The organism is Acidaminococcus sp. CAG:542, from assembly GCF_000437815.1.
Classification (GTDB): Bacteria; Bacillota; Negativicutes; order Acidaminococcales; family Acidaminococcaceae; genus Acidaminococcus.
Genome location: NZ_FR902100.1, coordinates 472 through 7,188 on the forward strand (window position 1 = coordinate 472; position 6,717 = coordinate 7,188).

The window sequence follows — 6,717 nt, forward strand, 5'->3', positions numbered from 1 at the left end:
GGCGGCTCCGGCACACGGTGGAGGTGTACGCCTTCAACGGGGAAGAAGCCAGCCCCCTGGGAGGCACCTTCGGCAGCCGGGCCCTGGCGGGGCTTACGGACCCGGACCAGCCCCTTCTCAAGGAAACTCTGGAAGGGTTCGGCCGCAGGGTGGAGGAAATCCTGGCCTGCCGTCGGGACTTTTCCGATGCGGCCTGCTACCTGGAAACCCACATCGAGCAGGGAGGCAAACTGGAAAAGGACGGTGTCCAGCTGGGTATCGTCAGCGGTATTTCCAATATCGTCCGGTACCTGGTGACTGCAGAAGGCCAGAGCAACCACGGGGGGACCACTCCCATGGAGGACCGGCAGGATGCCATGGTGGCCATGGCCAAGCTTATTGTCTTTGCCGACGCCGCCTGCCGGAAAATCGGCCACAGCCTGGTGTTCACCGCCGGGAAGATCCAGTGCTGGCCCAATGCGGCCAATGTGGTCCCTGGGAAGGTCACCTGCACCTTTGAAATGCGGAATGTGGACCGGCAGTACACCGACGAACTGATCCGGGAGATCCAGGCGGCCACCGAACTGATTCCGGACGGCCGGTTCACCATCCAACAGCTGATTTACAAGGACAGCGCCGTCTGCGACCCCAAGCTGATGGAAGCCTTTGAAAAAGCGGCGGACAGCCTGGGAGCCACCTGGCAGGTGATGCCCAGCGGCGCCGGCCACGACGCCGATTCCATCGCCCACCGGATCCCGGTAGCCATGCTGTTCATCCCCAGCCACAAAGGCATCAGCCACAGCGGTCAGGAATACACTCCGGCCGAAGACGTGGAACGGGGCGGAGAAGTGCTTTACCGGACCCTCCTGGAGCTGGACGAGGAAATCCAGTGAAGAGGGTCTGTTCCAACTGATATTATAGAATGTAAATTACTTGTAAGGAGTTGAAGGGATTGCTGCTTTCTTTGCTGCAGGGGGCTGCAGATGCTTTGTGGGGGACACCAATGACGGTGATCCTGGTGGGCATGGGGCTGTATCTGAGTTTCCGGTTCCATTTCTATTACAATTTCCGCCATTGGGGGTTCCATTTCCGGAATACCTTCGGCAAAATGTTCCAGAAGGGAGAAGGCCACGGCACGGTTTCCGGCTTTGCCGCTGCCTGTACCGCCATGGCCAACACCATCGGGGTGGGGAACATCGGCGGGGTGGCCACGGCCATTGTGTCCGGGGGACCGGGGGCCGTGTTCTGGATGTGGGTGTCCGGCTGCCTGGGCATGTCCACCAAGGCCTGTGAAATCATCCTGGGCCAGCGGTTCCGGGTGAAATATTCCCAATCCATGGACGAATACATGTGCGACCGGTCCTTTGTGATGAAAAACGCCCTGGGGTGGAAACGGGGGGCGCTGCTCCTGTCCGTGGCCTGCTTTACCCTGGGTCCCTGGACCTGCAGCGTCCAGACCGAATCTGTGGTGGGGGCCCTGAAGGAAGCTTTCGGGATCCCTCCGGAATATGCGGCGGCTTTTCTGGGGATCACCTGCTTTGCCACCATTTTCGGGGGACTCCAGCGGATCTCCCGGGTGATGGAACGGGTGGTGCCGGTCATGGCCCTGCTGTACATCCTGGGGGGCCTGGCCATCCTGATCCAGAACTGGCAGGAAGTCCCCGGTGCCCTGGCCCTGATCTTCCGCAGTGCCTTCAGTCCCACGGCTGCTGCCGGAGGCTTTGCCGGAGCCACCATGAAGGACGCCATGCGCTATGGCATCGCCCGGGGGCTGTATTCCAACGATGCAGGCACCGGTTATGGAATCATTGCCCATGCGTCGGCCCGGACGGATCACCCGGTGCGTCAGGCCTCCTGGGGGTGGGGAGAAGTGTTCCTGGATACCATTGTGGTGTGTTCCGTGACGGCCCTTTCCCTGATCCTGACCCACGCCTATACGGATTTCCCCGGCCTGGACAGCGCCCGGCTCACCACCGCCGCCTTCCGGGTGTCTTTCGGGGAGCCGGGGGCCTGGTTCCTGGCCCTGGCCATTACGGTCTTTGCCTGGACCACCATCATCGGCATGTACTACAGCTGTGAAAAATCCGTCAACTACGCCTTTGGAGATACCCAGCGGAACAAAATCGGCACCCGGCTCTATATGTTCTACTACATGGTGCCCTGTGTGGTGCTCTACCATGCCCGGGCTGACGCCCTATGGGCCATGACGGACATTTTGTCCGCCATTTATGTGATGATCACCATCCTGTTCATTGTGACCCAGCAGAAGGAGATTTTCCGGCTGTTCAACGATTTCTGGTTCCGGTTCCTGCCGGCCAAAGAACAGGGAGAAAATCCTCCGGTGGTGTCCTATGGGACCCTGGAAGATGAGGGAAGAGTGCAGAGTGAAGAGTGAAGAGTACAAAGAGAAGAGTGAAGAGGGGAGAAGGAGAGAAAGTATGAGACAGACATTGCAGAATATCCTGGACCGGAACCGGATCCTGGTCATTGACGGCTCCATGGGCACAGCCCTGGAAAATCTGGGAGCCGACCTGAACAACAGCCTGTGGACCGCCCGGGTATTGGCGGACCGGCCGGAACTGGTGAAGCAGGTCCATCTGGACTACTTCCGGGCTGGGGCTGATGCCGGGATCACCTGCAGCTACCAGGCGTCCATTCCCGGTCTTGCGGCCAACGGCTTTACAGAGCAGGAAGCGGAAAATCTGATCACCCGGTCTGTAACCATTTTCCAGGAAGCCCGGCAGGAATGGTGGGACCAGGAAGGGAAAGCCGCCGGCCGGGCCTGGCCTTTGTGCCTGGCCGGGGTAGGGCCTTACGGGGCTTATCTGGCAGACGGGTCCGAATATCGGGGCCATTATGGGGTTTCCCAGGCTGATCTGGAAAAATTCCATCGCCGCCGGGCAGAGCTTCTGTGGCAGGCCGGGGCCGATGTACTGCTGTTCGAGACCCAGCCCTCCCTGGAAGAAGCCCTGGTGGAAGCCGCCATTGCCCGGGACCTGGGAGCTGCCTTCTGGGTGAGCTTCTCCTGCCGGGACGGGCACCACATCTGCGAAGGGACGCCCCTTCGGGAAGCTGCGGCAGAAGTGGTCCGCCAGTTCCCGGAAGTGGAGGCCCTGGGGGTGAACTGCACCAAACCGGAATACCTGGTGAGCCTGATCGGAGAACTGAAAGCCGCTTCCGACCGTCCCATCTTCGTCTACCCCAACAGTGGAGAAGAATACGACCCGGTGACCAAGACCTGGCATGGGGTGGGGACGGACCGGAAATTCGGTGACTACGCCCTGGATTACATGAAGGCCGGGGCAGTGGCTGTAGGAGGCTGCTGCACCACGGTGGCGGACCATATCCGCCAGGTGGCGGCGGCACGGGACCAGTTCCTGAAGCGGTGAAACGGAAAACAAGCAAAGGAGGCCTCACTCCATGAGTGACGGGGAAATCACCACCTATACCGGGATCCAGTTCGATCCCCTCCATCCGGACCCGGAGAAGATCCGGATCGAAGACATTGCCCATGCCCTGAGCCTGTTGTGCCGGGGCAACGGCCACGTGCGGACCTTTTATTCCGTGGGTCAGCACTGTCTGGCGGCGGCCAAAGAAGCGGCCGCCCGGGAAGACAGCCGCCGGGTGATCCTGGCGGCCCTGCTCCACGACGCCACGGAATGTTACCTGTCCGATGTGCCCCATCCCTACAAGGTAAACATGCCCCGGTACCGGGAACTGGAAAACACCCTGCTCCAGGCGGTGTTGGACCGGTTCCTGGGAGGGCCCCTTACCCGGGAAGAGGCGGCGGAAGTGGAGCAGATCGACCGGGCGCTTATGTTCAGCGATCTCCATCATCTGATGGACCATCCGGAAAACCGGGAACAGGAGGGGACCCTGCACCTGACTGTGGATTACCAGGTGCGGCCCTTTGCCGACGTGGAACGGGAATATCTGGACTGGTACCGCCGGTACAGCCGATAAAAAGGAGAAAACCATGGATCAAAAGAAAATCACCGAAAGCTGGGAGAAACGCCGGGCAGAACTGTGCGGCCTGGCGGACAGTATCTACGATTGGGCGGAAGTGGGCCTGGAAGAAGTGAAATCCTCCGCCCTGCTGGAAGACTACCTGGAAAAACAGGGGTTTACTGTTGAAAAGGGAGTGGGGACCCTGCCCACCGCCTTCCGGGCCACCTGGAAACAGGGGGAGGGAGGACCCCGGCTGGGCTTCCTCTGTGAATACGATGCCCTGGAAGGCATGGGCCACGGCTGCGGCCACCATCTCCAGGGCCCGTCCGTGATCGGGGCGGCCCTGGCGGTCCGGGACCAGTATGAGGGCACCGGGGTGCCCTTCTCCCTGGTAATCTACGGGACCCCGGCGGAAGAGACCATCGGGGGCAAGACCGTGATGATGGAAAACGGCTGCTTCCAGGACATGGACATTGCCCTGATGATGCACGCCGCCCCCAATACCTGTGTGGATATAAAGAGCATGGCCAACAAAAGCTACACTGTGGAATTCCACGGGGTCCGGGCCCATGCGGCCATGAGTCCGGAACAGGGGCGCAGCGCCTTTGATGCCGCGATCCTCAGTTTCAACGCCATGGAATTTCTCCGGGAACATGTGAAGGACGACACCCGGATGCACTACACCGTCCGGGATGCCGGGGGACCGGCCAATGTGGTCCCTGACCGGACCCTGGCCCAGTATGAACTCCGGTCCTATGACACCGGCTATCTCCGGAGTCTGGAACCCCGGTTCCTGGACATCCTGAAAGGGGCCTGCCTTATGACCGGCACCACCCACACCATCACCGAAACCCACGAATTCTACGCCAAGATTCCCTGCCTTACCCTCAACGACCTGGTGATGGAACAGGCCCGGGCCTTCGGGGCGCCCCAGCTGTCCGAACCCCGGCAGAAAACCGGTTCCACGGATTTCGGCATCATCCTGTACCATATGCCCGGCACCTGCATCCGGGTGGCCTTTGTGCCTGAAGGAACTCCGGCCCATTCCGAAGCCTATCTGAAAGCCGGGAAGACGGAAGCCGCCCATGAAGCCATCGGGTACGGCAGCCGGATCCTGGCCGGTGCCTGCGGCGCCATCCTGGATGATCCGGCCCGGCTTACTGCCATGTGGGAAGAATTCCGGAAACGAAAAGCTTCACACTGAGATAAGAACATTCTAATAATTAAAATAAAGTACAATGTATTACCCCCCAGGACAGTTGTATGATATAATGGATATTGTATAAAACCATTAGTCGGTTCTTTACCTATAGGAGGTTGAGCAATGAACAATCCGAAGCCCGTTAAAATCGTGGAAACGGTTCTCAGAGACGGCCATCAGTCCCTCTGTGCCACCCGTATGCGCACCAGCGACATGCTGCCCGTACTGGAAGCACTGGATGACTGCGGCTTTTATGCCCTGGAAGCCTGGGGCGGCGCCACTTTTGACTCCTGCCTGCGGTTCCTGAATGAAGATCCCTGGGAACGGCTGCGCACCATCCGGAAACATGTGAAAAAGACCAAGCTGCAGATGCTGCTCCGTGGCCAGAACATCCTGGGTTATAACCACTATGCAGACGATGTGGTCACCGAATTCGTAAAACGCAGCGTGGACAACGGTATCGACATCATCCGTATCTTCGATGCCTTCAACGATACCCGGAACCTGGAAACTGCCATGAAAGCCACCAAGGCTGCCGGCGCTCATGCCCAGGGCACCCTGGTGTACACCATCAGCCCGTACCACAAGGACAGCGACTATCTGAAGCTGGCCAAGGAACTGGTGGAAATGGGGGCTGACTCCATCTGCATCAAAGACATGTCCGGCCTGCTGGCTCCCTATGCCTGCTCTTCCCTGGTGGAAGCCCTGAAGAAAGAAATCAATATTCCTATCGATGTACATTCCCACTGCACCAGCGGCATGGCTTCCATGGCTCTGCTGAAGGGCATCGAAGCCGGTGCGGACATTGTGGATACGGCTCTGTCTCCCTTTGCGGAAACCACCAGCCATCCCTGCACTGAATCCCTGGTATACACCCTGAAAGGGACTCCCAGAGATACGGGCATCGACATGGATAAACTGGGGCCCATTGCGGACCACTTCAAGAAAGTCCGTGCTGACCTGGTGAAGACCTTCAACCTGCCCAGCAACATCAGCATCAACCCCAAGGTCCTGAGCTTCCAGATCCCCGGCGGTATGCTGTCCAACATGCTGAACCAGCTGACCCAGATGGGTATGGCTGACAAGTACGAAGAAGTGCTGAAGGAAGTGCCCAGAGTCCGGGCCGACCTGGGGTATCCTCCGCTGGTTACTCCTTCCAGCCAGATCGTTGGCACCATGGCTACCATGAACGTAATGATGGGACGGTACAAAATGATCCCCAAAGAAATCCAGGACATTGTTTTGGGCAAATACGGCAAGACTCCGGGGCCTATCAGCGAAGATCTGAAGAAAGTGGTGCGCCGCTGGATCGTCAAGAAGACCGGCAAGACCACGATCGCTCCCATCACCCACAGACCGGCCGACGACATTCCGCCGCAAATGGACAAGATGAAAGCCGACCTGGCCGCCAAAGGCTATCCCAACGCCTCTGTGGAAGACGTGCTGTCCTATGCACTGTTCCCCGAAGTGGCCCTGGCCTTCTTCAAGAACAATCGGTAAGGCTGCTGCCGCGGCAACAGCCGAAGAAAAGAACCCGCCCCTTTTGGGGACGGGTTCTTTGTTGTTCTCGGCCCTCCGCTGACCATTGA

At 59.3% G+C, this 6,717-nt stretch carries 6 protein-coding genes; all 6 read left to right on the plus strand.

Going from position 1 to position 6,717, the window contains the following annotated elements; genetic code table 11:
- Positions 1–872: hydantoinase/carbamoylase family amidase (locus QVO43_RS08850; RefSeq protein ID WP_288174841.1), on the plus strand; the 872-nt coding region annotated here is incomplete at its 5' end.
- A 110-nt stretch (positions 873–982) separates the two neighbouring features.
- On the plus strand, positions 983–2,374 hold the full coding sequence (locus tag QVO43_RS08855; protein ID WP_399508478.1) for an alanine/glycine:cation symporter family protein: 1,392 nt from the start codon (positions 983–985) through the stop codon (positions 2,372–2,374).
- Between the two features lie 43 nt (positions 2,375–2,417).
- Entirely contained in the window at positions 2,418–3,368 is a 951-nt protein-coding gene (mmuM, locus tag QVO43_RS08860) for a homocysteine S-methyltransferase (RefSeq protein ID WP_022488160.1), read from the plus strand.
- A 31-nt stretch (positions 3,369–3,399) separates the two neighbouring features.
- Positions 3,400–3,942 carry a hypothetical protein gene (locus tag QVO43_RS08865; RefSeq protein WP_022488161.1) on the plus strand — a complete coding sequence of 181 codons (543 nt, stop codon included), beginning with the start codon at positions 3,400–3,402 and terminating at the stop codon, positions 3,940–3,942.
- A gap of 13 nt (positions 3,943–3,955) precedes the next feature.
- Entirely contained in the window at positions 3,956–5,131 is a 1,176-nt protein-coding gene (locus QVO43_RS08870) for a M20 family metallopeptidase (protein WP_022488162.1), read from the plus strand.
- Positions 5,132–5,251: 120 nt separating this feature from the next.
- Complete coding sequence (locus QVO43_RS08875) at positions 5,252–6,628, plus strand: pyruvate carboxylase subunit B (protein WP_022488163.1); 1,377 nt, start codon at positions 5,252–5,254, stop codon at positions 6,626–6,628.
- Positions 6,629–6,717: the final 89 nt, after the last annotated feature.